This window comes from Streptomyces sp. NPDC004732 (assembly GCF_040609235.1).
In the GTDB taxonomy this organism is placed as follows: domain Bacteria; phylum Actinomycetota; class Actinomycetes; order Streptomycetales; family Streptomycetaceae; genus Streptomyces.
Genome location: NZ_JBEXJR010000002.1, coordinates 88,180 through 112,129 on the forward strand (window position 1 = coordinate 88,180; position 23,950 = coordinate 112,129).

Below are 23,950 nucleotides of genomic sequence, written 5' to 3' on the forward strand. Positions count from 1 at the left end.
CGTATGCACGCGGAGTCCGGCGAATGGCGGCGGCGGTTCGCCGAAGAGGCAAGGTCCGAACGGCCCGGTCTCGCACCGCTGTGCCTGCTGATCGGCACCGAGGCCGACCCTTCCCTCGACGACGCGGGGATCGACGCCGCCGAGATCGAGCTCGACCGTCTCGCGGGCCTGCTGCCCTTCCGCCCCGGCGGACCCCGTGCGTGGGCCGCCGCCATGGCCGAACTCCTCGGCGAGCAGTGCGGGTTCGAGGGCACGCCGGGCGACTACCAGCGGCTGGACTCCTCCCTCCTGCACAAGGTCCTGCGGCGCCGCAGAGGCCTGCCGATCCTGCTCTCCGTGGTGTGGATGGAGGTGGCGCGGCGCGCGGGCGCCCCGGTGTACGGGGTGGCGCTGCCGGGGCACTTCGTCGTCGGGTTCGGGCCCAAGGACGACCAGATACTCGCCGATCCCTTCGACGGCGGGCGGCTGCTGACCGGGGCCGACGCGGAGCTCTTGGTGGCGGGTACGGCGGGCACGGGCATCCAGCCGTCGATGCTGACGCCCGCCGACCCGCTGAACATCGTGCAGCGCATCCTCAACAACATCCGCGCCTGGGCGGCCGCCAGGCCCGAGCGCTCCGACGTCGCGCTGTGGGCCCTTGAGCTGTCTCTCCTGCTGCCCGCCCATCCGGCGCGCCTGCGCTACGAACGGGCCCAACTCCTCGTACAGCGGGGCGACTTCCTCGGGGGCGCGACGGAGCTCGACGCCTACGCGGATGTGGTGACGACGGTGGAGCCGACCACGGCGGAGCGGGTCCGCCAGCAGGCGCGGGCCGCGCGGGCGATGCTGAACTGAGCCCCGGCCAGGGAGTGCGGCCCCGCCCGGCCGACGTATCGATCGAGGCGACCGGGCACGAGGGACGTATGCACCCCCGACCCCCCGGAACCACCAAGTGGCGGCGGCTGTTCGCGGCCGAGGCCGGGTCGCCCCGACCCGACCTGTCGCTGCTGTGCCTGCTGATCGGCACCGAGGCGGACCCTTCGCTGGACGAGGCGGGCATGGACGCCGCGCGGCGCCTGCTCGACCGGCTGGCGGAACAGGTCGCGCTCGGTCACCGGTCCCGCAGGAACGGCGGCCCCCTCGCCTGGGCCGTGTCCACCTCCGAACTCCTCGGCGGGAGCCACGGGTTCAAGGGCAGACCCGGCGACTACCAGCGGCTGGACTCCTCCCTCCTGCACCAGGTCCTGCGACGGCGCAGAGGACTGCCGATCCTGCTCTCCGTCGTATGGATGGAGGTGGCGCGGCGCGCCGGTGCCGCCGTCCACGGAGTGGCGCTGCCCGGACACTTCATCGTGGGCTTCGGCCCTCCGGAGGACCGGGTCCTTGCCGATCCGTTCGGCGGCGGGCGGCTGCTGTCCGGCATGGACGTGGAGCTGCTCGTCGCGGCGGCCACGGGGACCCCGACGGCGGCGTCGATGCTGGGCACCGCGGGGCCGCTGGAGATCGTGGCGCGCATCCTCAACAACATCCGCGCCTGGGCCGCGTCCCGCCCCGAGCGCTCCGACGTATCGCTCTGGGCGGTGGACCTCTGCCTGCTGCTGCCCGCGCCGCCGCCCCGACTGCATTACGAACGCGCCCAACTCCTCGTACATAAGGGGGAGTTCCAGGCGGGCGCACGGGAGCTCGACACCTACGCCGACGAGGTCGCCGCGCTGGACCCGACCACGGCCGACCGGGCGCGGCGGCAGGCGATGGGGGCGCGGGCGATGCTGAACTGACTGCCGGGGCGACGGAGGCAATCGAGGCGGCCGGGCTTCAGAGCCAGCCCTTGTCCCTCGCCGCCTTGACCGCCTCCGCGCGGTTGCGGACCGCGAGCTTCTGGATCGCGGTCGAGAGGTAGTTGCGGACCGTGCCCTGGGAGAGGTGCAGGGCGGTGGCGAGCTCGGCGTTGGTGGCGCCGTCGGCCGCCGCGCGGAGCACCTCGCGCTCGCGGTCGGTCAGCGGGTTCGCGCCCCCGGCGAGGGCGGCCGCCGCCAGCGTGGGGTCGATGACCCGCTCCCCCGCGAGCACCTTGCGCACCGCCGCGGCGAGCTGGGCCGCGGGCGCGTCCTTGACCAGGAACGCGTCGGCACCGGCCTCCATGGCGCTGCGCAGATAGCCGGGGCGGCCGAAGGTGGTGAGCACGACGACCTTCAACTCCGGGAAGTGCGTCCGCAGTTCGGCGGCCGCCTCGATGCCCGTACAGCCGGGCATCTCGATGTCGAGCAGCGCCACGTCCACGGCGTGCTCGCGCGCCGCCGCGAGCACCTCGTCGCCGCGGGACACCTGGGCGACGACCTCGATGTCCGGTTCGAGGCCGAGCAGCGCCGCGAGGGCCTCACGGACCATCGCCTGGTCCTCGGCCAGCAGAATCCTGATCATGAGGGGGATCCTACGGCCGCCTTCGCCAGCGGTACGCGGACCGCCAGGCGGAAGCCGCGGCGCTCCGCGGGCCCCGTCTCCAGGACTCCGCCGACCGCCGCCACGCGCTCGGTGAGTCCCGTCAGGCCGTTGCCCGCCGTGGCGCCGGAACCGCCCACCCCGTCGTCCTCCACGGAGAGCTCCAGAAGCCGTCCGTCGAGCGTCTGGCGCGCCGTGAACGCCACTGTGCAGCGCCCGGCCCCGCTGTGCCGCACGACGTTGGTCACGGCCTCCCGCAGCGCCCAGGCCAGCGCCGCCTCGGCCTCCTCGCCGGGCAGTTCGGCGGGCGGCTCCAGCGGCACCACGGGGTCGACACCGGCGGCGGTGAGCGCCGTGCGCGCGCCCGCGAGCTCACCGGCGAGGGTGCGCCGCCGGTAGCCGGAGACCGCCTCGCGCACGTCCACCAGGGCCTGGCGGCTGACCTGTTCGATGTCGGCGACCTGCTGGGCGGCCTTGTCGGGGTCGGTGGGGAGCATCCGCCCGGCGAGCTCGCTCTTGAGCGTGATCAGGGAGAGCGAGTGGCCGAGCAGGTCGTGCAGGTCCCTGGCGAGCCGCAACCGCTCTTCGTTGGCGGCGAGTTGGGCGACGGTGGCGCGGGCCTGGCGGAGCTGGACCGTCGTGCGGATCAGCTCGCGGACGCCGGACATCGCGAAGCCCACCAGGAGGGTGATCACTCCGAGGTTGGTGATCAGGTCGCCGAGGCCGTCGTCGCGCAGGCCGACCACGATCATCAGCAGGGTGACCGCGGGGATGACCCCGAGCGCGTACCGCACCGGCAGGACGGCTCCCGCGGAGACCGAGACGTACACGAAGAGTCCGAGCCAGTTGTCGCCGAAGCTGAAGGCGAGGAGCACGGCGAGGGCCACGAGCACCGCGAACGAGGTGATGACGGCGCGCCATTGGAGGATCTTGGTGGTGTAGCGGAAGACGAGGGTCAGATAGCAGGCCACGAAGAGCGCGAGGCCGAGCGAGCCGAGCACCGTGGCCAGGGGCGTGTGACGGCCCTCGGCCAGGTCCCTGACCGGAGCGCTCAGGAACACCAGCCAGACACCGATCCAGGCCGCCTTCGTGAGGAACTGGCGGCGGCCCTGCGGCGGCCGTCCGAAGGTGTACACGGGGTGGAGTTCGCTGCACTCAGCGTCTTTCACGTTCACGCCTTCAGTGTGTCCTTCCGGTACAGCCACGCCGCGCCGCCCGCGAAGAGGAGGAAGTAGGCGACCAGGAGCGTGATGTCCTTCGCGTGCGGTGCCTCGCCCAGTTCGATGGCCTGCCCGAGGGCAGCGTACGCGTGGGTGGGCAGCCAGGACGCGGTCTCCTGCAGCCAGTGCGGGAACGTCGTCACCGGCATCCACAGGCCGCCGAGGATGGAGAGGCCGAAGTAGATGATCATCGTGATCGGGCGTACGGCGTCGCCGGTCGCGAGGTAGCCGATGGCCACGCCGAGCGCGGCGAAGCAGAGGCTGCCCGCCCAGATCGCTCCGGTCAGCGCCCCCCACTGCCAGGCCTCGAAGCGGACGTCCTTGAAGATCGCCGCGACGGCGAACACCACGACGATGGACGGCAGGCTGACCACGGCCGCGCTCGCGGTCTTGGCGAGGACGTAGCCGCGCCCGGGCAGGGCGGTCAGGCGCAGCTGCCGCACCCAGCCGCTCTCGCGCTCCTTGGCGATGCGCTCGCTGTTGCCCATGAGGACGGCGGTGAGGGCGCCGAAGGACGCCATCGAGACCATCATGAACGCGGGGACGGAGAGGCCGGTGTCGGGGACCTTGTCGGCGCCGTTCTGGTTGCCCGCGATGATCACGAAGAGCACCGACGGGTAGATGACGGAGAAGAAGAGGAACTTGCGGTTGCGCAGGGCGCGGGTGATCTCGAGCTTGATCAGACTGTTCATCGGGTCCTGGCCTCCTCGGCCTCGGTGATCGCCACGAAGGCCTGCTCCAGGCCGAGCCCGGCGACTTCGAGGTTGCGGGGGTAGAGGCCGAGCCCGTACAGCGCGTGCACGGTGGCGTCGGCGTCCGTCGACTGGATGCGGACCGTGTGGCCCGTGATGTCGAGCGTGGTCAGGAAGGGCAGCTCGCGGAGCTGCTCCGTGCACGCCGGATCGATCTCCGCCAGGTCGAAGGCGACCTTACGGGCGCCCGCCTTCGCCTTGATCTCGGCCGCGGTGCCGTCCGCGAGGAGGCGGCCGCGGTGCAGGACAAGGACGCGGTCGGCGATCGCGTCGGCCTCCTCCAGGTAGTGCGTGGCGAAGAGGACCGCGCGGCCCTGGTCCGCCTGCTCCCGCATGGTGGCCCAGAACGCCTGGCGGGCGGAGACGTCCATGCCGGTGGTCGGCTCGTCGAGCACGATCAGGTCATGGGCGCCCGCCGTGGCGAGCGCGAAGCGGACGCGCTGTTCCTGGCCGCCGGAGAGCTTGTCGACCTTGCGGTCGGCGATCTTGGTGATGCCCGCGTGGGCGAGCACGTCGTTGACGCGGTACGGCCTGGGGTGCAGGTCGCAGGCGAGCGTCACCAGCTCGCGCACGGTCACCTCGCCCATCAGGCCGCCGCTCTGCAGCATGGCGCCGACCCGGCCCGCGGTGATCGCCTCGCGCGGCTCGGCCCCGAAGACCCGCACCGTGCCGCTGTCCGGCCGCCGCAGGCCGAGCAGCAGGTCGAGAGTGGAGGACTTGCCCGCGCCGTTCGGCCCGAGGAGCGCCACCGTCTCGCCCGGGCGGAGGTCGAGGGTCAGGCCGTCGACGGCACGGACGTCGCCGTAGCTCTTGGTCACCTGCTCGAAGCTCACCACGTCGGCGGCGGGCGGTGCTGTGGTCGTCGTCATACCGAACATCGTCACAAAAGCGCAGGTGGCAGCGGCAGTGTCGGTTGTGGTGACTCCGGGATGACAGATGTCATGCAAAAGACCGGACGGTTCACCCGAGTGGCCCGGGTGAACCGTCCGGCCTCCGTGTGCCGGGCGGGATCAGCTCGCGTTCGTCTCGATGACCCCGATGCGCTCCGCGGGCGTCTTGCCGGTCAGCGCCTTGCCCATCGCCTGGGCCACGTCGGTCGCCTGGACCGGCGTCTTGGAGCCGTTGCCGCGCTGGATCAGGACGCCGTCGAAGACGTTGCCGTACAGCTTCTTGAGCTCTTCCAGGTTGTAGTGCACCTGGAGGGTGCCGTCCTTGAGGGGCTTCGTCTCAAGGATCTTCGGCAGCGACTTCTCCGGGCCGAAGGGGATCGACTTGGCGCCCGCCTTGATGGTGACGTTGGCGGACATCGCGGGCTTGGCGAACCCGGTCATGAACTTGTCGACCGCGGCCTTGGAGATCGTCGGCTTGCGCGTCGTGACCGGCACCTGGACCGAGCCCGCGCTGCCCGTCTCGACCTGCTTCTTGTACGCGTCGGCGACCGCCGTGGTCGACGCCTGCGGGTCGATGCCCTTGCCGACCTTGCCGTAGACCGGCACGGCCTTGCCCGGCACGAAGTTCACCGTGCCCTCCTGCGCCGTGCCCGAGCCGCCCGCGGCGCGCTCCAGGGCGGCCGCGAGCTTCTCCTCGTCGACGGGCATGACGGGCTCGACGACGCGCTGGCCGCCGAAGAGCGAGCCGATCACCGAGACGGGGTTGTAGTCGCTGCCCGCGGCCTCGCGGACGGTGGCCTGGCTGTCCAGGGTCAGGCCCGACTGGTCCGGCTTGAGGTTGACGGTGTCACCGTCCACCGAGAGCTTCAGGGACTTGGTGACGCGCGCGTCGAGTGCCGAGTCGAGCTTCTGGACGGCCTCGTCGCGGGTGCCGCCGCCGATGTCGACGCCGAGCACGGTGGTGCCCTTCGGGACGTCGGCGTGGTTCATCAACAGGCCCGCGCCGTACGCCCCGCAGCCCACGACCACGACGGCGACCGCGAGGAGGACCAGCTTGTTGCGGCCCTTCTTCTTGGCCTTCGCCTTCGGCGCGGGAGCGGCGGGCGGCACGTCCGAGCGGACCGGCTCGGGCAGCTTCGGCGGGGTGTGCGGCACGGGGCCTTCGCCCTGCGGGCCGGTCCCGAAGGGCGAGTTGTCGTGCGCGGGCGGTACGACGGGGATGCCGCTGGTCAGCGTCTCGCCGGAGACGTTGGAGCCCGGCGCGGGAGCACCGGGGCCGCCAGGAGCACCGGGTCCGCCGACGGGAGGCCGCGGGCCGCCGGGCGGCGGCGAGACCGGACCGGCCTTCTGCGGCGTGAGGATCGCGGTGTCGTCGCCCATGACGCCGGAACGGGGCGGCCGCGCGCCGGAATTGGCGGGGCCACCGGGGCCACCGGGGCCACCCGGAGCGCCAGGACCACCGGGAGCACCCGGGCCCGACGGACGGGCCGCCTGGGGCGTCGGAGGCGCCAGCGGGCTGTCACCCGTGACGGGACCGCCGGTCGGCCCTGCCGGGGGCCGGGAGCCGCCGGGGCCGCCCGTACCGCCGGAGAAGTACGGCAGGTCGCCGCGCTGCGGATCGCCCTGCGGGGCGCCCGTGCCGAGGGGGCCCGACGCCACGGCGCCGGACACGTCGAAGGAGCCCGTACCGGACCCGTTCGTACCGGAACCGCCCGAACCGCCCGTGCCGCTCCCGCCCTCGTTCCTGGCGGGCTTGCGCGGTGCGAACCAGTCGCTCGTCTTCTCCTCCGCCGGGGAGGAGGATCCCGTGCCGCCGTCGCCCGGGGCGGCGGACCCGGCGGCGACCGGGGCTCCGGCCCCCGTCGCCCGGCCCGTCTCCCCGGCGCCGGGAGCACCGGATGCTCCGGGAGCGCCGGGAGCGCCCGGCGCGGCACCGCCACGGCGGCCGCCGTCCAGGGGCACGGACTCCCCGCGCGGACCCTCGTCACCGACGGGCGTGCGCATGACGACCGGCGGGATGGGCCGCGAACCGGGGATGTTGATCCGGATGCGGGTGGTCAGCGTGGTCTGGGTCTCGGGCTCTTCGGGCCGCTCCTCGGCGGCCTGCCGCCGCGCTCCGTCCATTCCGCCGTCGGCGGGAGCACCCTGTGCCGGGGAGCCGTACGGCGGCGTCCCCGAGGGGTATGCGGCTCCACCGCGCCCCTGGGGCCCGGAGGACGAACTGTCAGTTTCACGACTCAAGGCAGGTTCTCCTGGTTGACTCCGCCGCCCGTCTCGACCTCATCCGGGGTCCCCCCGGCCGGAGGTTGGGGGAGGCTCGGCGGCCGCACCACCATACTGGCCGCCGTCGGCACTCATCCCGTGACCGGTGTCAAACCCGTGCGGCACACCGGCCGAAGTGGTACGTCACTTGCCAAGTCGGGCGGCGGACGCGCTCGGTTGCGGCCCCTGCCCGAGCGTGGCGCACATCACAGCGACGGCCATTCCGCCGAGCAGGAAGCCGTACGAACCGAGACCCGCGCCGAAGAGGAAGTCGCCCTCGGGCCTGGTGGCGGTGAGCAGCATGACCACGACCAGCCAGCCCGCGGCAGGCGCAACGGCCCCCGCCCTGGTGCCGATCGCCCGCGACCCGCCGTAGAAGAGGCCACCCGCGCCGACGAGCGCGAGCAGCAACCCCGCGGGGAAGAAGCCCCCTTGGACGAGCGCCCCGGCGACGCCGACGACGGCGCCGAGGACGAAGAGCAGGGCATAGGCGGCGAGCCGTCCCGCTCTCAGGGGCTGCGCGAGGAAGCTGCCGGGGGCTCCGGCGGCGTCCGCGGCGGACGTCGGACCGGACCCTGCCCCCTTCGGAGCGGGGGGCTTGGAGGCCCCGGAACCGGCCCCTGACGACGCACGGGAACGCGTACTCACAGCGCGGTCACCTCAGCCACATCCGTCACCCTTTCGAGTCCCGCGAAGAGATCGGTCTCCCGGGACGTTCCTTCTGCCGACGCTTCTCCCCGCACCAGCTCGTAGTACTCCACATCGAAAATCGGCTGCGCGAGCTCGTTGGAGAGGATGAAGAGCGGACCGCTCACCGTGATCTGGGTCGCATGGGCCGCCATGGCCGCCGCCTTGGCCGCCTTGTACGGTCGGCCGTCGATCTCCGTGGTGATCCGCTCGTCGTCCGTGACGCCGGGCACGTCGGCGACGACGGCGGGCGTGCCGAACGGCGAGTGCCGCAGCGCGCCCGACATCCAGTGGAAGCGTTCCTCGACCACGGACCGCGGAGCACGGTTCCAGTAGATCTTCGCGATGGTGTGGGGCGTGCCGAGGTCCGCGCGGAAGGCGGGCTCGGAGGCGAGCTCGGCCGCGCGCATGGCGACGCGGTGCGCCTGGATGTGGTCGGGGTGGCCGTACCCGCCGTCCGGGTCGTACGTCACCAGGACCTGGGGGCGCACCTCGCGGATCACCTCGACGAGGTGCGCGGCGGCCTCGTCGAGGTCCGCCGACCAGAAGGCGCCTGGGCGGTCGTTCTGCTCGACGCCCATCATCCCGGAGTCGCGGTAGCGCCCGGTGCCGCCGAGGAAGCGGTGGTCGGCGACCCCCACTTCCTTCATGGCGGCCGCCAGCTCCCCGATGCGCTGGGCGCCCAGGGAGTCCTCTCGGTCGGCGGCAAGATGGGCGAGCTCGGCCGGAATGACCTCGCCCTCCTCGCCCAGCGTGCAGGTCACCAACGTGACATGAGCGCCCTCGGCCGCGTACTTGGCCATGGTCGCGCCGGTGGTGATCGACTCGTCGTCGGGATGCGCGTGCACGAGCAGCAGGCGCCGGGCGGGCAGTTCCGTCATGGGACCACCCTACGAGCCCGCGTCAGAACTTGATGTCGCCGATCATCCCGGCCACGTTGGTCGTCAGCTCGTTGATCGTGGGCGCGACGGACGAGCTCGCCAGATAGAAGCCGAGCAGCGTACAGACGACCGCGTGTCCCGCTTTCAGTCCTGACTTCTTGACCAACAGGAAGACGATGATCGCCAGCAGCACCACCGCCGAAATCGAGAGTGCCACGGCGGTCACCTCCAACTCGTTGTCGTACCCCAGTGCGGACCCCAGCAGGTCTATACCCACCAAGCGCTACGGATCATAACTATCCGTGCGGACGCATGAGTCGGAGCACGGCAGCACAGGGGGGCGCATGAGCCATAGGCTCGGGGGATGACCACCGAGAACCCCGGAATTCCCAGGCCCGACGAGAGCCAGGCACAGCGGCTCTCCTTCCCGCGTCAGCACGCCAGGACGCAGCGCTTCACCCTCGGCGCGCCCCGTGCGTTCACGGTGGCGCCCGACGGGTCGCGCGTCGCCTTCCTGCGCTCGTCAGACGGCACCGACCGGGCGAACCGGCTCTGGGTCCTCGACGTGTCGGACGGCAGCTCGGAGCGGGTCGCGGCCGATCCGCACGTGCTGCTCGGCGGCGTTGCCGAGCAGTTGTCCGCCGAGGAGCGCGCACGGCGCGAACGCAGCCGTGAGGGCGGCGCGGGCATCGTGGGCTACGCGACGGACGCGGCGGTGGAGCTGGCCGCGTTCGCGCTTTCGGGACGTCTCTTCACCGCGGAGCTGCGCGCGGGCACGGCGCGCGAACTGCCCGTGCCCGGGCCGGTGATCGACCCGCGCCCCTCGCCCGACGGGCGGCACGTCGCCTACGTGGCGCAGGGCGCCCTGCGCGTGACGGGCGCCGACGGCGCGGGCGACCGGCCCCTCGCGGAGCCCGAGGCGGGCCAGGAGGCCACCGTCACCTACGGTCTCGCCGAGTTCATCGCGGCGGAGGAGATGGCCCGCTCCCGGGGCTTCTGGTGGTCTCCGGACTCGGCGCGGCTGCTCGTCGCGCGGGTCGACGACACCCCTGTGCAGCGGTGGTGGATCGCGGATCCCGCGCACCCGGACCGTGCGCCCGAGCAGGTCGCGTACCCGGCCGCGGGCACTCCCAACGCGGACGTGCGCCTGTGCGTGCTCGGTCTGGACGGCTCGCGCACCGAGGTGGTCTGGGACCGCGCCCGCTTCCCGTACCTCGCCCGGGTGCACTGGTCGGCGGACGGCGCGCCGCTGCTTCTCGTGCAGTCCAGGGACCAGGGCAGCCAGCTGTATCTCGCGGTGGATCCGGACAGCGGTGCCACGCGGATGGTGCACGCAGAGGAAGATCCAGAATGGCTTGAACTTTTCCCTGGTGTGCCGTGCTGGTCGCCCAGCGGGAAGCTGGTGCGGATCGTCGACGAGGGGGGCGCCCGCGTCCTCGCGTGGGGGGAACGTCCGCTCACCGGACCGCAGTTGCACGTCCGCGCGGTCCTCGACGTCACCGAGGAGGACATCCTGGTTTCGGCGTCGGCGGGTGCGGCGGCGGCCGACCCGGAGACCGGCGAGATCCACGTGTACCGCGTCAATGAGCTGGGGGTGGAGCGCGTCTCGCAGGAGCCGGGCGTGCACTCGGCGGTGCGCGCGGGCGGCCTCACCGTCCTGGTGTCGGCCACGCTCGACCGCCCCGGCGCGCAGGTGCAGGTGCTGCGCGGGGGCAAGCAGGTGGCGACCGTTGCCTCACACGCCCAGCGCCCGGGGCTCACTCCGCGCGTGACGCTCACGGAAGGGGGCACGCGGAACATCCCGTGCGCCGTCCTGCTCCCCACTGATTACAAGGAGACGGACGGGCCTCTTCCGGTCCTGCTCGATCCGTACGGCGGCCCGCACGGCCAGCGCGTCCAGCGTGCGCACAACATCTTCCTGACCTCGCAGTGGTTCGCCGACCAGGGCTTCGCGGTGCTCGTCGCGGACGGCCGCGGCACCCCGGGCCACTCCCCCGGCTGGGAAAAGTCGATCAAGAACGACAAGACCCTCACCCTTGAGGACCAGGTCGACGCCCTCCACTCGCTCGCCGAACGGTTCCCCTTCGACCTGTCCCGGGTGGCGATCCGCGGCTGGTCCTACGGCGGCTACCTGGCGGGCATGGCCGCGCTGCGCCGACCCGACGTGTTCCACGCCGCGGTCGTCGGCGCCCCGGTCACGGATCTGCGGCTCTACGACACGCACTACGAGGAGCGGTACCTGGGCGATCCCAACCGGACCCCGGAGACGTACCGGCACAACTCCCTGATCTGGGACGACGGGCTGGTGGAGGCGGCCGAGCCGCACCGCCCGATGCTCATCGTGCACGGTCTGGCCGACGACAACGTGGTGGTGGCGCACTCCCTGCGGCTGTCCTCCGCGCTGCTCGCCGCGGGCCGCCCGCACGAGGTCCTGCCGCTGTCCGGCGTCACCCACATGACCCCGCAGGAGCAGGTCGCGGAGAACCTGCTCCTGCTCCAGGTGGACTTCCTGAAGCGCTCCCTGGGCCTGCCGGGGAAGTAGCCGCGAGCAGCCCCGCCCGCTACGGCACGACCTGCTTCTCCTCGGCGAAGTGGCAGGCCGAGTCGTGCGCGGCGGGGCTTTCGTCGAGCCGGAACTCCGCCGGTACGGCGAGCAGCGGGACCTCCAGCGCGCACCGCTCCTGCGCCTTCCAGCAGCGGGTGCGGAAGCGGCAGCCGGAGGGCGGGTTGGCGGGCGAGGGCACGTCTCCGGAGAGGATGATCCGCTCGCGGTGCTCGCGCGCCTCGGGGTCGGGGACGGGCACGGCGGAGAGCAGCGCCTGGGTGTAGGGGTGCGTGGGGTGGTCGTAGATCTCCGCGTCCGAGCCGATCTCCACGATCCGCCCGAGGTACATCACGCCGACCCGGTCGGAGATGTGCCGCACGATCGAGAGGTCGTGCGCGATGAAGACGTAACTGAGGTCGAACTCGTTCTGCAGCTTCTCCAGGAGGTTGATGACCTGGGCCTGCACGGAGACGTCGAGTGCGGAGACCGGTTCGTCGGCGACGATGACCTCGGGGCGCAGCGCCAGGCCGCGCGCGATGCCGATGCGCTGGCGCTGACCGCCGGAGAACTGGTGCGGATAGCGGTTGATGTACTCGGGGTTGAGCCCGACCACGTCGAGCAGCTCCTGCACCTTCTGGCGGCGCGAGCCCTTCGGCGCGACCTCGGGGTGGATCTCGTACGGCTCGCCGATGATGTCGCCGACCGTCATCCGGGGGTTCAGGGACGTGTAGGGGTCCTGGAACACCATCTGGATGTTGCGGCGCACCGCCTTCAGGGCGCGGCCGGAGAGGCTGGTGATGTCCTCTCCCTTGTAACGGATCTCGCCCGCGGTCGGCCGCTCCAGGTTGACCAGCATCCTCGCGACCGTCGACTTGCCGCAGCCGGACTCCCCCACGATGCCGAGCGTCTCGCCCTGCCCGAGGTCGAAGTCGACGCCGTCCACGGCCTTGACCGCGCCGACCTGCTTGCGGATGACGATGCCCTGGGTCAGCGGATAGTGCTTGACCAGGCCGCGGACCTGGAGGATGGGTTCGCGCCCCGACTCCGATCCGTGCGCGGCGAAGTCCATCTCGCCCTTGGCCTTGTCCATCAGCTGCCGCGCGGTCTCGCCCTCCTCCGCCAGCTGCTTCTTGCTGATGTGCGCGCCGCCTTCACCGTGTCGCATCGAGCGTCTCCTTCCAGAAGTGGCAGGCGCTCCTGCGGTCGGCGGTCAGTCCTTCGTACGTCACCTGCGCGAGCGGCGGCTCGTCGGTGCGGCAGACGTCCTGGGCCATGGGGCAGCGGGGGTTGAAGGCGCAGCCCGGCGGGATGTTCATGAGGTTGGGCGGCAGCCCCTTGATCGCGTACAGCTCCTGGCCCTTCTGGTCCAGGCGCGGGATGGATTCGAGCAGGCCGCGGGTGTAGGGGTGTGCGGGGGCCCGGTAGATCTCGTGGACGGGGGCCTGTTCGACGATGCGGCCCGCGTACATGACGGCGATGGTGTCGGCGACGTCCGCCACCACGCCGAGGTCGTGGGTGATGAGGATCAGGCCCATGTTCATCTCGCGCTGGAGCTCCGCGAGCAGGTCCATGACCTGGGCCTGGACCGTCACGTCGAGGGCGGTGGTGGGCTCGTCGGCGATGATCAGCGAGGGTTCCAGCGCCATCGCCATGGCGATCATGATGCGCTGGCGCATGCCGCCGCTGAACTGGTGCGGAAACTGCCCGACCCGCTCCTTGGCGGCCGGGATGCGCACCCTGTCCATCAGTTCGACGGCCTTGGCCTTGGCGTCCTTGCGCGACATGCCGCGGTGGACGACGTACATCTCGCCGAGCTGCTCGCCGACGCTGAGCACCGGGTTCAGGGAGGACAGCGCGTCCTGGAAGATCATCGCCATCCCGGCGCCGCGGATCTTGCGCCGCTCCTCCTCCTTGAGCTTGAGGAGGTCCTGGCCGCGGAAGAGGATCTCACCCCCGGTGATCTTCCCGGGCGGGGTGTCGAGGATGCCCATGACGGCCTGGGCGGTGACGGACTTGCCGGAGCCCGACTCGCCGAGGACGGCGAGCGTCTCGCCCGCGTCGACGCTGTAGTCGACGCCGTTGACGGCTCGGGCGACGCCGTCCCTGGTGCGGAACTCCACGTGCAGGTCACGCACTTCGAGCAGCTTGGACGCCGCGGGCGTGCCGGACGCGGCCGCCTCGGATGCCACGGTTGCCATGGGCGCCTACCTCAGCTTCGGGTCGAGGGCGTCGCGCACCGCGTCGCCGAGCATGATGAACGCGAGCACGGTGATGGCCAGGGCTCCGGCGGGCCAGAGCAGCATGTGCGGGGCGTTGCGGATGTACTGGGAGGCGGCCGAGATGTCGATGCCCCAGCTGACGGTCGGCGGCTTCAGACCGACGCCGAGGTAGGAGAGCGTGGCCTCCAGGGCGATGTACGTGCCGAGCGCGATGGTCGCCACGACGATCACGGGGGCGATGGCGTTCGGGGTGATGTGGCGCAGCAGCATCCGGGAGTTGGAGGCGCCGAGCGCCCGGGCCGCCTGGACGTAGTCGTTCTGTTTGGCGGTGATGACGGAGCCGCGGGCGATGCGGGAGATCTGCGGCCAGCCGAGCAGCACCATGAAGCCGATCACCGGCCAGACGGTGGAGCTGGTGACCACCGACAGGAGCACCAGACCGCCCAGGACGACGGGGATGGCGAAGAAGATGTCGGTGATGCGGGAGAGGACCGCGTCCCACGCCCCGCCGAAGAACCCGGCGAGCCCGCCGAGCACGCTGCCGATGAGCGCGACGCCGAGGGTGGCGCAGACACCGACGGTGACCGAGACGCGGGTGCCGTACACGACGCGGGTGTAGACGTCGCAGCCCTGCTCGTTGTAGCCGAAGGGGTGTCCTGGCGCCGAGCCCTTCTGGGCGTTGGAGAGGTCGCAGTCCAGCGGGTTGCCGGAGGCGATGAGCGAGGGCCACAGGGAGATGACGACGAGGAAGAGGATGACCAGGCCCGAGACGATGAAGATCGGGTTGCGCCGCAGATCGCGCCAGGCGTCGGACCAGAGGCTGCGTGCGGGGGCGGAGGGGCCGCCGCCGTCGGGTCCGCCCGGCGTCTTGTCCAGGGAGGTCGCCTCGCTCGCCGCGAGGTCCATCGCGCCGCCCATGCCGGTCGCGGCGATGGCGCCCTCTGGCTCATGGGGTTCAGGCATAGCGGATCCTCGGGTCGAGTACGGCGTACAGGAGGTCGACGATCAGGTTGGCCACCAGGAAGACGAGGACGAGGACGGTCACGAAGCCGACGACGGTCTGGGTGCTCTGGCGGAGGATCCCCTGGTAGAGCTGGAAGCCGACGCCGTGGATGTTGAAGATCCGCTCGGTGACGATCGCGCCGCCCATCAGTGCGCCCACGTCGGTGCCGATGAAGGTGACGACGGGGATCAGCGAGTTGCGCAGCAGGTGCCGGGTGACGACGCGGCGCCGGGGCAGGCCCTTGGCGACGGCGGTGCGGACGTAGTCGGCGCGCCGGTTCTCCGCGATGGAGGTGCGGGTCAGGCGGGTGACGTACGCCAGGGAGACCGAGGCGAGCACGAGTCCTGGGATCAATAGCTCGTTGAAGGGCGCCTCGCTCGACACCGAGGGTTTGATGACGCCCCACTGCACGCCGAGCAGCAGTTGCAGGACGAGTCCGGTGACGAAGGTGGGGATGGAGATGACGACGAGCGTGAGCAGCAGCACCACGGTGTCGATGGGGCGCCCGCGCCGCAGGCCCGTCAGCACGCCCAGCGAGATGCCGATGACGATCTCGAAGACGATGGCGACGACGGTCAGGCGGATGGTGACCGGGAAGGCGGCCGACATCAGCTCGGTGACCTTCTGACCGTTGAACGCGGTGCCGAAGTCGCCGGTGAAGACGTTGCCCATGTACGTGAGGTACTGCTGCCACACCGGCTTATCGAGGCCGAACTCCTTCTTCAGCTGGGCGGCCGTGGCGGGGTCGCACTTGCGGTCGCCGCACAGGCCCGCGACGGGGTCGCCCATCACGTTCACCATCAGGAAGATCAGCAGCGTGGCGCCGATGAAGACCGGGATCATCTGCAGCAGACGCCGGATCACATAACGTCCCATGGGGGCTCCGGAATTAAGGGGAGCGGCCGCCCGGCTCCCCCGCGGGGGCCGGGCGGCCGCTCCCGGCGTCTCAGTTGACCTTGATCTCGTTGTAGACCGGCACGCTGAACTGGTTCAGCGAGACGTCGGAGACCTTGTCCGAGTAGCCGGCGCTGCCGTTCTGGTACCAGAGCGGGATGGCGGGCATCTCCTTGGCGAGGATCTTCTCGGCGTCCTGGAACTTGCCGATGGCCTTGTTGGTGTCCGTCTCCCCGTTGGCCTCGTTGACGAGCTTGTCGAACTCCTTGTCGGAGAACTTGCCGTCGTTGGACGGGGCGTCGGTGAAGTAGACCGGCTCCAGGAAGTTCTGGATCAGCGGGTAGTCCATCTGCCAGCCCGCACGCCAGGCGCCGTCCAGCTCCTGCTTGGAGGCCTTGCTGCGGAAGTCGGCGAAGGTGCCGACGGGGTTGGCGACGCAGGCCTTGTCGTTGCCGAGGGCCTTGTTGATGGAGTTGCAGACGGCGTCGACCCACTCCTTGTGCGAGCCGGTGTCCGCGTTGTAGGTGACCTTGAGGGTGCCGCCGGGGATGCCGCCGCCCTCCTCGACCAGCTTCTTGGCCGCCGCGGCGTCGTATTCGCAGGCGTCGCCGCACAGCCCCTTCTTGTAGCCGCCCTTCTCACCGAGGACCGGAGAGGTCCAGTCGGAGGCGGGCGTCCGCGTCTTCTGGAAGATCGTTTCGGTGATCTGTTCGCGGTTGATCGCCCTGGACAGGCCCATCCGGACCTTCTCCAGGCCCGGCTTGTTCCACTTGCTGTCGTAGAACGGGAAGGCGAGGGTCTGGATGATGCCCGCGGGGGTGTTGATGTAGCGGTCGCCGAGGTCGTTCTTGGCGTTCTTGAGCTGCGAGGCGGGGACGTCGTCGACCAGGTCGAGGTTGCCCGCCATCAGGTCGGTGTAGGCGGTGTTGTTGTCGGTGTAGACCTTCATGTCCACACCGCCGTTCTGCGCCTTGTCGTCGCCGGGGTAGCCGTCCCACTTGCGCAGGGACATCTTCGAGCCCTTGGTGTACGAGTCCACGGCGTACGGACCGTTGCCGACGGGCTTGGAGAGCCAGGCGTCGTGGTCGTCGTAGAACGCCTTGGGCAGCGGCGCGAAGGCCGGGTAGCCGAGGGTGTCGGGCCAGGTGGAGAACTTCTGGCTGAGCTTGACCGTGAAGGTCTTGTCGTCGACGACCTTCAGTCCGGAGAGGGTCTGCGCGCCGGGCTCGCCCTTCTCGGGGTGGACCTTGTCGTAGCCCTCGATGTAGCCGAAGAAGTAGGCGTTCTTCTGGTTGTTCTTGAGGTTGGCGCCGTAGTTCCAGGCGTCCACGAAGGACTTGGCGGTGATCTTCTCGCCGTTGCTGAACTTCCAGTTGTCCTTGATCTTGACCGTGAAGTTCTGGGCGTCCTTGGTGTCGATCGACTCGGCGATCATGTCCTTGGCCTCGCCGGTCTTCGGGTCGTACCGCTTGAGGCCGCGGAAGACCATGTCGAGGATCTTGCCGCCCTGCACCTCGTTGGTGTTCGCCGGTTCCAGCGGGTTCTGGGGGTCGCCCCAGGAGGAGCTCACGATGCCGGAGCCGTCGCCACCGCCGCCGCCGCTGCTCCCCCCGCCACCGCAGGCCGTCGCCGCGAGAGCGACGGTCACCGCACATGCGGCCCACTTGGCGTGCGTGGCTCCACGCATGGAGTCCTCCTGTCCCCAGCTACCTGGCTACTTGGCTACCGCGATTACTTACCGCCAAATATCGCCTCAAGAGGAATGAACCGCACATTTATCCCACCCGTACGGGTGTGAGCCCATCCGGATGTACGCATTCCGAGACGTCCGCGCCCGCATATCGGACTCATATCGGACTCATTGCCACGTTTGCCCGGAGCTGTCATTTCTTGTCCATCACGCATGATTACGCCAACGCAATGGCATGCCCATGTTCAGGTAAAGACTAAGTAAAGGACCTCAAGAGAGGCTCAAAGCGGCCCACGATTCATTGACCGCGTGGGAAACGCCTTGCGAAAGTCGCGCCAAGCCCGTGGGTGCTGGTTGTCCTGCGGATTCCTGATGACCCTCTCCGGGCCTGGAGCGCCATGACCTCCCCAACTCCCGCCGCTGCCGCCACGCTTGAAGTGACGGACAAAACAGACGGCACGCCCGAACCGCCCAAGGACCAGGGCAGCAAGGGCCGTTCGCCGGGACGGCTCGCCTGGACCCGCTTCAAGCGGGACAAGTCCGGCGTGATCGCCGCCTGCGTCGTGATCTTCTTCTTCGTCATCGCGCTCTGCGCGCCGCTGATCGCGAAGGTGTACGGGAAGAATCCGTACACGACGTACGGGGTGAATGATCCGAGCCTCTTCAACGAGTTCAGCTATCCGATCAAGCCGAACGGCGGCATCTCCAGCGACTTCTGGTTCGGCATCGAGCCCCAGCTGGGCCGGGACGTCCTCACCTTCCTGCTGTACGGCATGCGCAACTCGCTGCTGATCGCTGCGGCGACGACGATCCTCGTGACGATCATCGGCATCGTCGTCGGCATCACGGCCGGATACATCGGCGGCAAGACCGACTACTTCATCGGCCGCGTCATCGACATCCTGCTGGCCTTCCCCTCGACGCTCTTCTTCATCGCCTTCTGGCCCGTGATGATCTCGGTCGTGGTCGCCCCGGAGGACAAGACGCCGACGTGGCTGACGGTCACCAGCCTCATCGCGGTGATGACCGCCTTCGGCTGGGCGTCCATCGCCCGTCTGCTGCGCGGTGAGGTACTGGCCCTGCGGGAGCGGGAGTTCGTGGAGGCGGCGAAGGTGACCGGTGCCTCGCCGGCCCGGATCATCTTCAAGGAACTGCTTCCCAACCTGTGGACGCCGATCCTCATCCAGGCCACGCTCGCCCTCCCCATGTTCGTGACCGCCGAGGCCGGACTCGCATTCCTGGGAGTGGGACTTCAGGAGCCCACCCCCGACTGGGGCGTGATGATCCAGCGCGCCTCCGAGGTGTACGAGCAGGACATCACGTACATGGCCTTCCCCGGCATCGCCATGGTGATCTTCGTCGTCGCCTTCAACCTCCTCGGTGACTCCGTGCGCGACGCGCTGGACCCGAAGACCAAACGCTGACACTCCCCGGTCCTGGCACACGCGACGGGCGTGCCGGGTCGTTCCCTCCGCTCCTCTTTACTTCGACAATCAGGGTTGGTAGCCACATGTCTCTCTCCCGCAGAAACTTCGTCGTCGCGACCACGGTCGCGGCCGGTGGATCAATGGTTCTGTCCGCGTGCAGCAGCGGCGGCTCCGGCGGTGGCGGGGGCGGAAACCACGGTGGCGCCACCGAGTACACGGGCGCCTCCGTCAAGATCGGCACGGCGGACGACTCGAAGGGCCCCGCCCCCGAGGTCCCGGGCGCGAAGAAGGGCGGCACGATCTACGGCGTCGCCGAGGACGACGTGTCGCACATGGACCCGCAGCGCATCTACTTCGCGTACAACTCCTCGGTGGCCAACCTCTACGCGCGTGCCCTCACCGGCTACTTCATCGACGCCAAGGGCAAGATGACCCTCGTCGGCGACCTCGCCACCGACGTGGGCAAGGCGTCCGACGGCAACAAGACCTGGACCTTCACGCTGAAGGACGGTCTGAAGTGGCAGGACGGCAGCGAGCTGACCGTCGAGGACGTCCGGCACGGCTTCGAGCGCGCCTGGGCATCGTTCATCACCGAGGGCGCCTCGTACGTCCAGACGGCCCTGACCGGCAAGGGCGCCAAGTGGCGCGAGGGCTACAAGGGTCCCTATGGCGGCGACCACCTCGACTCGATCGCCATCGACAAGGCGAAGAAGACGATCACCTTCAAGCTGAAGGAAGCCCGCCCGGACTTCAACTTCACCCTGGCGATGACGTCGTACTCTCCCGTGCCCGTGAAGCACGACACCAAGGAGAAGTACGACAAGGCGCCCTTCTCCTGCGGCCCGTACCTCGTCAAGCACCGCTCCATCGACAAGTCGATGACGCTGACGCGCAACAAGCACTGGGACCCGAAGACCGACCCGATCCGCAACGCCTACCCGGACAGCTTCGAGTTCGAGTTCGGCCCGACGGGCCTTGACTCCTGCGACCGCTTCATCGCGGACCAGGGCAAGGACCAGCAGATGATCGCGATCTACGAGCCCATCCCCGCCGAGCGCATGCAGAAGGTGCTCACCAACCCGGACGTCAAGAAGCGGTCCTTCAACGGACTGTCCTCCGGCACGTACTACTACGCCATCAACTGCAAGCGCATCACCGACGTCGAGGTGCGCAAGGCCCTCAACGTCGCCTGGCCGCTGGAGCAGATCCGCCGGATCTACGGCGGCGAGTCGGCGGGCGACCTGGCCACCACCATCCTCAGCCCCGACATCATCGGCCGCGAGGAGTTCGACGTCTTCGGCAAGCTGAAGAAGCCCGCGGGCGACCCGAAGCGGGCCAAGGAGATCCTCAAGAAGGCCGGCAAGCTCGGCCAGAAGATCGTCTACGCCTTCCCGCAGCGCCCCACGTACGACAAGACCAAGGTCGTCATCGAGAACGCGCTGAAGGATGCGGGCTTCGACCCGGTCATCAAGCCGCTCAACTCGACGGACTACTACGACCAGGCCCAGCGCATCGACAACAAGTTCGACGTCATGTGGTTCGGCTGGTCCCCGGACTGGCCGACCGCCTACACCCTGATCCAGCCGCTGTTCGACGGCGAGGCGATCGGTGACGGTCAGAACAACATCTCCCAGACGGACATCGGCTGGATCAACGAGGCGATCAAGAAGAACTCGGTCATCCCGGATGTGAAGGAAGCCGGTAAGGCCTGGGCCGAGCTGGACAAGAAGATCATGACCGAGGTCGTGCCGATCATCCCGGAGACCTACCAGCGCCGCTTCTACCTCCACGGCTCCAAGGTCGGTGGCGCGCAGCACGACCCGCAGTTCGCCGCGACGCTGATCTACAAGACGTACGTCAAGGCCTGACGACCGGCCCCACGGTGGGGCGGCTCCTCGCCGAGGACCGCCCCGCCCCCTCATCACCCACGGCACCCACGGCATCCGTCAGGAAAACCAACTGCCATGCTCCGCTTCCTCCTTCGCCGCATCGTCGGTGGCGCGGTGATCCTGCTGATCATCAGCGTCCTCGTCTTCGTTCTCTTCTACGCCGCCCCGCGCGACCCGGCCCGTCTCGCCTGCGGCAAGGTCTGCTCGCCCGACACGCTGGCGTTGGTACGGCAGAACCTGGGCATCGCCGACCCGCTGCCGGTGCAGTACTGGCACTGGTTCGAGGGCCTGTTCATGGGCCGCGACTACGGCTCGTACGGCAACTGTCCCGCGCCCTGCCTCGGATACTCGTTCCGCAACCGTGAGCCGGTCCTCGGCACCATCCTGGACCGCTTCCCGACCACCGTGTCGCTCTCGCTCGGTGCCGCGGCCGTGTTCGTCGTCTTCGGCGTGGGCACCGGCATGCTGGCCGCCGTGAAGCAGGGCAAGGCCCTCGACAAGATCGCCTCGTCCGCCTCGCTGATCGCCTCCTCGCTGCAGATCTACGTCGTCGGCGTCTTCGCCGTCTTCCTCTTCGTGCACCAGCTGCAGTGGATGGACCGGCCTCAGTACACGCCGATCACCGAGAACGCCGGCGAATGGTTCTCCGGACTGCTGATCCCCTGGCTGGTGCTCTCGCTGATCTTCACGGCGAACTACACCCGCATGACGCGCTCCCAGATGGTCGAGACGCTCAGCGAGGACTACGTCCGCACGGCGCGCGCCAAGGGGCTCTCCAGTCGCTCGGTGTTCTTCCGCTTCGCCTGGCGCGGGGCGATGGGGCCGATCGTCACGATCTTCGGCCTCGACCTCGGCGTACTCCTCGGCGGCGCGATCATCACCGAGAAGACCTTCGCACTGCACGGCATCGGCGACCTCTCGGTACGGGCGGTCAACACCAGTGACCTGCCCATGCTGCTGGGCGTCGTCCTCGTCGCAGCCACCGCGATCGTCGTCTTCAACATCCTCGTCGACGCGGTGTACGCCCTCATCGACCCGCGCGTGCGCCTCGCCTAGGAGCCGGAACCCATGAGCACCCCCTTCCTCTCCGTACGCGACCTGCGCGTCCACTTCTCCACCGAGGACGGCATGGTCAAGGCCGTCGACGGCCTCGACTTCGAGCTGGAGAAAGGCAAGACCCTCGGCATCGTGGGCGAGTCCGGATCGGGCAAGTCGGTCACGAACCTCACGATCCTCGGCCTGCACCACAAGGACAGCACCGCCATCGACGGCGAGATCCTCCTCGACGGCAAGGAGCTGCTCACCGCCACCGAGCGGGAGCTGGAGCAGCTGCGCGGCAACAAGATGGCGATGATCTTCCAGGACGCGCTGGCGTCCCTGTCGCCGTACCACACCATCGGCCGGCAGATCGGCGAGACGTTCCGCAAGCACACCGGCGCCTCCAAGAAGGAGGCCAGGGACCGGTCGATCGAGATGCTGACGAAGGTCGGCATCCCGCAGCCCGACCTGCGCGTGGACGACTATCCGCACCAGTTCTCCGGCGGTATGCGCCAGCGCGCGATGATCGCGATGTCGCTGGTCTGCAACCCGACGCTGCTGATCGCCGACGAGCCGACCACCGCGCTCGACGTGACGGTCCAGGCGCAGATCATGGACCTCCTGAAGGACCTCCAGCAGGAGTTCGGCACGGCGATCATCTTCATCACGCACGACCTGGGCGTGATCGCGGACATCGCGGACGACGTCCTGGTGATGTACGGCGGACGGTGCGTGGAGCGGGGCACGAAGAAGGAGGTCCTGCGTGCGCCGCAGCACCCCTACACCTGGGGCCTGCTGGGCTCCATGCCTTCCCTGGAAGGCCCCGTGGACGTGCCGCTCTCGCCGATCCCCGGCACCCCGCCGAGCCTCCTCAACCCGCCCTCCGGGTGCCGCTTCCACCCGCGGTGCGCGTTCACCGAGCAGGTCGGGGACGGTCGCTGCGCGGGCGAGCTGCCGCTCCTCGAACTGACCGGGGGCCGGGGCGCGGCCTGCCACCTCACGGCCGACCAGCGCACGGAGTTCTTCGCGGACTTCGCGGGCACGCGCACCGACTGACGTACAAGAGACGGGATTTCACGACGATGAGCAGCACCACGCCCTCTCCTCTTCTGGACGTCAGCGGGCTGACCAAGCACTTCCCCGTGATGGGCGGGTTCCCGTTCAAGCGGAAGATCGGCGCCGTGCAGGCGGTGGACGGTCTGGACTTCACCGTCGGCGGGGGCGAGAGCCTGGGCCTGGTCGGCGAGTCCGGCTGCGGCAAGTCGACGACGGGCCGCCTGATCACGCGCCTCCTGGAGCCGACCGGCGGGAAGATCTCCTACCGCGGCCAGGACATCACGCACGCCTCGCGCAAGGAGCTGGCGCCGGTCCGCTCCGAGATCCAGATGATCTTCCAGGACCCGTATGCGTCGCTGAACCCGCGCCAGACGGTCGGCAAGATCATCGCGGGTCCGATGGAGGTCAACGACATCAACCCGGCGGGCGGCCGCGAGGCACGCGTCCGTGAGCTCCTCGAAACGGTCGGCCTCAACCCCGAGCACTTCAACCGCTTCCCGCACGAGTTCTCGGGCGGCCAGCGCCAGCGCATCGGGGTGGCGAGGGCGCTCGCCCTGGAGCCGAAGCTGATCGTGGCGGACGAGCCGGTCTCGGCCCTGGACGTGTCGATCCAGGCGCAGGTGGTCAACCTGCTCCAGCAGCTCCAGAAGGACCTGGGCATCGCGTTCCTCTTCATCGCCCACGACCTCGCCGTCGTACGCCACTTCTCGCAGCGCGTCGCCGTGATGTACCTGGGCCGCATCGTGGAGATCGCCGACCGCGAGAGCCTCTACGGGAACCCGCGCCACCCCTACACCAGGGCGCTCCTGTCGGCGGTCCCCGAGGCGACCCCTGACGACGTCCCGCGCCGCGAGCGCATCCTGCTCAAGGGCGACGTGCCGTCCCCCGTGAACCCGCCCTCGGGCTGCCGCTTCCGCACGCGGTGCTGGAAGGCGACGGACAAGTGCGCGTCGGAGGACCCGCCGCTGGTCCAGATCGACGGGAACGGGGCGGGGCATCTGACGGCGTGCCACTACCCGGAGACGGCCTCGGAGCTGGCGGTCCCGGGGGCCCGCAAGTCGCTGTAGTCCCGCACAGCC

Annotated in this window: 21 protein-coding genes; 8 read left to right on the top strand and 13 right to left on the bottom strand. The window is 69.8% G+C overall.

The window, feature by feature from the left end:
• The first annotated feature begins 3 nt into the window (after positions 1-3).
• Both ABZV77_RS04825 and ABZV77_RS04830 read left to right on the top strand, forming a co-directional pair.
• Positions 4-834 (top strand): transglutaminase-like domain-containing protein, encoded by an 831-nt coding sequence (locus ABZV77_RS04825; protein ID WP_356250364.1) that lies wholly within the window; start codon positions 4-6, stop codon positions 832-834.
• A 68-nt stretch (positions 835-902) separates the two neighbouring features.
• Complete coding sequence (locus ABZV77_RS04830) at positions 903-1,757, top strand: transglutaminase-like domain-containing protein (RefSeq protein ID WP_356250366.1); 855 nt, start codon at positions 903-905, stop codon at positions 1,755-1,757.
• A gap of 37 nt (positions 1,758-1,794) precedes the next feature.
• Here ABZV77_RS04830 and ABZV77_RS04835 read toward each other — a convergent pair whose 3' ends face one another.
• The 8 genes from ABZV77_RS04835 to ABZV77_RS04870 all read right to left on the bottom strand — a co-directional run bounded on the left by ABZV77_RS04835 (position 1,795) and on the right by ABZV77_RS04870 (position 9,327).
• Positions 1,795-2,409 carry a response regulator transcription factor gene (locus tag ABZV77_RS04835; RefSeq protein ID WP_356252282.1) on the bottom strand — a complete coding sequence of 205 codons (615 nt, stop codon included), beginning with the start codon at positions 2,407-2,409 and terminating at the stop codon, positions 1,795-1,797.
• Positions 2,397-3,554 carry a sensor histidine kinase gene (locus tag ABZV77_RS04840; protein WP_356252285.1) on the bottom strand — a complete coding sequence of 386 codons (1,158 nt, stop codon included), beginning with the start codon at positions 3,552-3,554 and terminating at the stop codon, positions 2,397-2,399. The genes ABZV77_RS04835 and ABZV77_RS04840 overlap by 13 nt, the downstream gene beginning before the upstream one ends.
• A gap of 35 nt (positions 3,555-3,589) precedes the next feature.
• Entirely contained in the window at positions 3,590-4,330 is a 741-nt protein-coding gene (locus ABZV77_RS04845; protein ID WP_356250368.1) for an ABC transporter permease, read from the bottom strand.
• Complete coding sequence (locus ABZV77_RS04850) at positions 4,327-5,268, bottom strand: ABC transporter ATP-binding protein (RefSeq protein ID WP_356252288.1); 942 nt, start codon at positions 5,266-5,268, stop codon at positions 4,327-4,329. The genes ABZV77_RS04845 and ABZV77_RS04850 overlap by 4 nt, the downstream gene beginning before the upstream one ends.
• A 132-nt stretch (positions 5,269-5,400) precedes the next feature.
• Positions 5,401-7,521 carry a hypothetical protein gene (locus ABZV77_RS04855; protein WP_356250370.1) on the bottom strand — a complete coding sequence of 707 codons (2,121 nt, stop codon included), beginning with the start codon at positions 7,519-7,521 and terminating at the stop codon, positions 5,401-5,403.
• A gap of 165 nt (positions 7,522-7,686) precedes the next feature.
• Entirely contained in the window at positions 7,687-8,055 is a 369-nt protein-coding gene (locus ABZV77_RS04860) for a DUF6113 family protein (RefSeq protein ID WP_356252291.1), read from the bottom strand.
• Between the two features lie 131 nt (positions 8,056-8,186).
• Positions 8,187-9,110 (bottom strand): N-acetyl-1-D-myo-inositol-2-amino-2-deoxy-alpha-D-glucopyranoside deacetylase, encoded by a 924-nt coding sequence (mshB, locus tag ABZV77_RS04865; protein ID WP_356250372.1) that lies wholly within the window; start codon positions 9,108-9,110, stop codon positions 8,187-8,189.
• A 22-nt stretch (positions 9,111-9,132) separates the two neighbouring features.
• Positions 9,133-9,327, bottom strand: a complete 195-nt coding sequence (locus tag ABZV77_RS04870; RefSeq protein WP_055569071.1) for a hypothetical protein — start codon at positions 9,325-9,327, stop codon at positions 9,133-9,135.
• Positions 9,328-9,474: 147 nt separating this feature from the next.
• Here ABZV77_RS04870 and ABZV77_RS04875 point away from each other — a divergent pair, with 147 nt between their 5' ends.
• Entirely contained in the window at positions 9,475-11,652 is a 2,178-nt protein-coding gene (locus ABZV77_RS04875) for a prolyl oligopeptidase family serine peptidase (protein WP_356250374.1), read from the top strand.
• Positions 11,653-11,671: 19 nt separating this feature from the next.
• Here ABZV77_RS04875 and ABZV77_RS04880 read toward each other — a convergent pair whose 3' ends face one another.
• The 5 genes from ABZV77_RS04880 to ABZV77_RS04900 form a co-directional block, all read right to left on the bottom strand.
• Positions 11,672-12,745 (bottom strand): dipeptide ABC transporter ATP-binding protein, encoded by a 1,074-nt coding sequence (locus ABZV77_RS04880; RefSeq protein WP_356252294.1) that lies wholly within the window; start codon positions 12,743-12,745, stop codon positions 11,672-11,674.
• Between the two features lie 61 nt (positions 12,746-12,806).
• Positions 12,807-13,853, bottom strand: a complete 1,047-nt coding sequence (locus ABZV77_RS04885) for an ABC transporter ATP-binding protein (protein WP_356250376.1) — start codon at positions 13,851-13,853, stop codon at positions 12,807-12,809.
• Positions 13,854-13,859: 6 nt separating this feature from the next.
• Positions 13,860-14,837 carry an ABC transporter permease gene (locus tag ABZV77_RS04890; protein WP_356250378.1) on the bottom strand — a complete coding sequence of 326 codons (978 nt, stop codon included), beginning with the start codon at positions 14,835-14,837 and terminating at the stop codon, positions 13,860-13,862.
• A complete protein-coding gene (locus tag ABZV77_RS04895) occupies positions 14,830-15,753 on the bottom strand; it encodes an ABC transporter permease (protein ID WP_356250380.1) in 924 nt (307 codons plus the stop codon). Before ABZV77_RS04895 ends, ABZV77_RS04890 begins: the two co-directional genes overlap by 8 nt.
• Before the next feature lie 70 nt (positions 15,754-15,823).
• Positions 15,824-17,458: an ABC transporter substrate-binding protein gene (locus ABZV77_RS04900; RefSeq protein ID WP_356250382.1), complete on the bottom strand. Its 1,635-nt coding sequence runs from the start codon at positions 17,456-17,458 to the stop codon at positions 15,824-15,826.
• 401 nt (positions 17,459-17,859) lie between these two features.
• Here ABZV77_RS04900 and ABZV77_RS04905 point away from each other — a divergent pair, with 401 nt between their 5' ends.
• The 5 genes from ABZV77_RS04905 (at position 17,860) to ABZV77_RS04925 (ending at position 23,938) form a co-directional block, all read left to right on the top strand.
• On the top strand, positions 17,860-18,885 hold the full coding sequence (locus tag ABZV77_RS04905) for an ABC transporter permease (RefSeq protein ID WP_356250384.1): 1,026 nt from the start codon (positions 17,860-17,862) through the stop codon (positions 18,883-18,885).
• A gap of 86 nt (positions 18,886-18,971) precedes the next feature.
• Positions 18,972-20,756, top strand: coding sequence for an ABC transporter substrate-binding protein (locus ABZV77_RS04910; protein WP_356250386.1), 1,785 nt, complete (start codon positions 18,972-18,974; stop codon positions 20,754-20,756).
• A 96-nt stretch (positions 20,757-20,852) separates the two neighbouring features.
• Entirely contained in the window at positions 20,853-21,833 is a 981-nt protein-coding gene (locus ABZV77_RS04915) for an ABC transporter permease (RefSeq protein ID WP_356250388.1), read from the top strand.
• 12 nt (positions 21,834-21,845) lie between these two features.
• Positions 21,846-22,871 (top strand): ABC transporter ATP-binding protein, encoded by a 1,026-nt coding sequence (locus ABZV77_RS04920; protein ID WP_356250390.1) that lies wholly within the window; start codon positions 21,846-21,848, stop codon positions 22,869-22,871.
• A 26-nt stretch (positions 22,872-22,897) separates the two neighbouring features.
• The gene (locus ABZV77_RS04925) at positions 22,898-23,938 is read left to right on the top strand and encodes a dipeptide ABC transporter ATP-binding protein (RefSeq protein ID WP_356250392.1); all 1,041 of its coding nucleotides are present in this window, start codon (positions 22,898-22,900) and stop codon (positions 23,936-23,938) included.
• Positions 23,939-23,950 lie beyond the last annotated feature (12 nt).